Origin of the sequence: Lactobacillus sp. UMNPBX19, assembly GCF_002553805.1 — a bacterium.
In the GTDB taxonomy this organism is placed as follows: Bacteria; Bacillota; Bacilli; order Lactobacillales; family Lactobacillaceae; genus Lactobacillus.
Map to the genome: position 1 here is coordinate 1 of NZ_PCYR01000168.1, position 354 is coordinate 354.

1 protein-coding gene is annotated in these 354 nt (G+C 38.7%); it reads right to left on the bottom strand.

Going from position 1 to position 354, the window contains the following annotated elements; translation table 11 throughout:
- The coding region (locus CP370_RS09635; protein WP_143467919.1) for a class I tRNA ligase family protein at nt 1–354 on the bottom strand (354 nt) is incomplete at both ends.

Genomic DNA, 354 nt, shown 5'->3' on the forward strand with positions numbered 1-354 from the left:
GTCGTCAGACATATAACCTAACTTAGTAATGTAGTTAGATAATGCATCAATCCACACATAAACCACATGATCTGGATCTGATGCTACTGGAACACCCCACTTAAATGCTGTACGTGTCACAGCTAGGTCTTCCAAACCGGGTTCAATAAAGTTCTTGATCATTTCATTCATACGAGCAGAAGGTTGAATAAAATTAGGGTGTGTCTTGTAGTAATCAAGTAGCCAATCAGCATACTTGCTCATATTGAAGAAGTATGATTCTTCCTTTACTAACTCAACTTCATGACCAGAAGGTGCTTTCCCACCAATCACATTACCATCATCATCACGATATACTTCAGCTAATTGTGACTC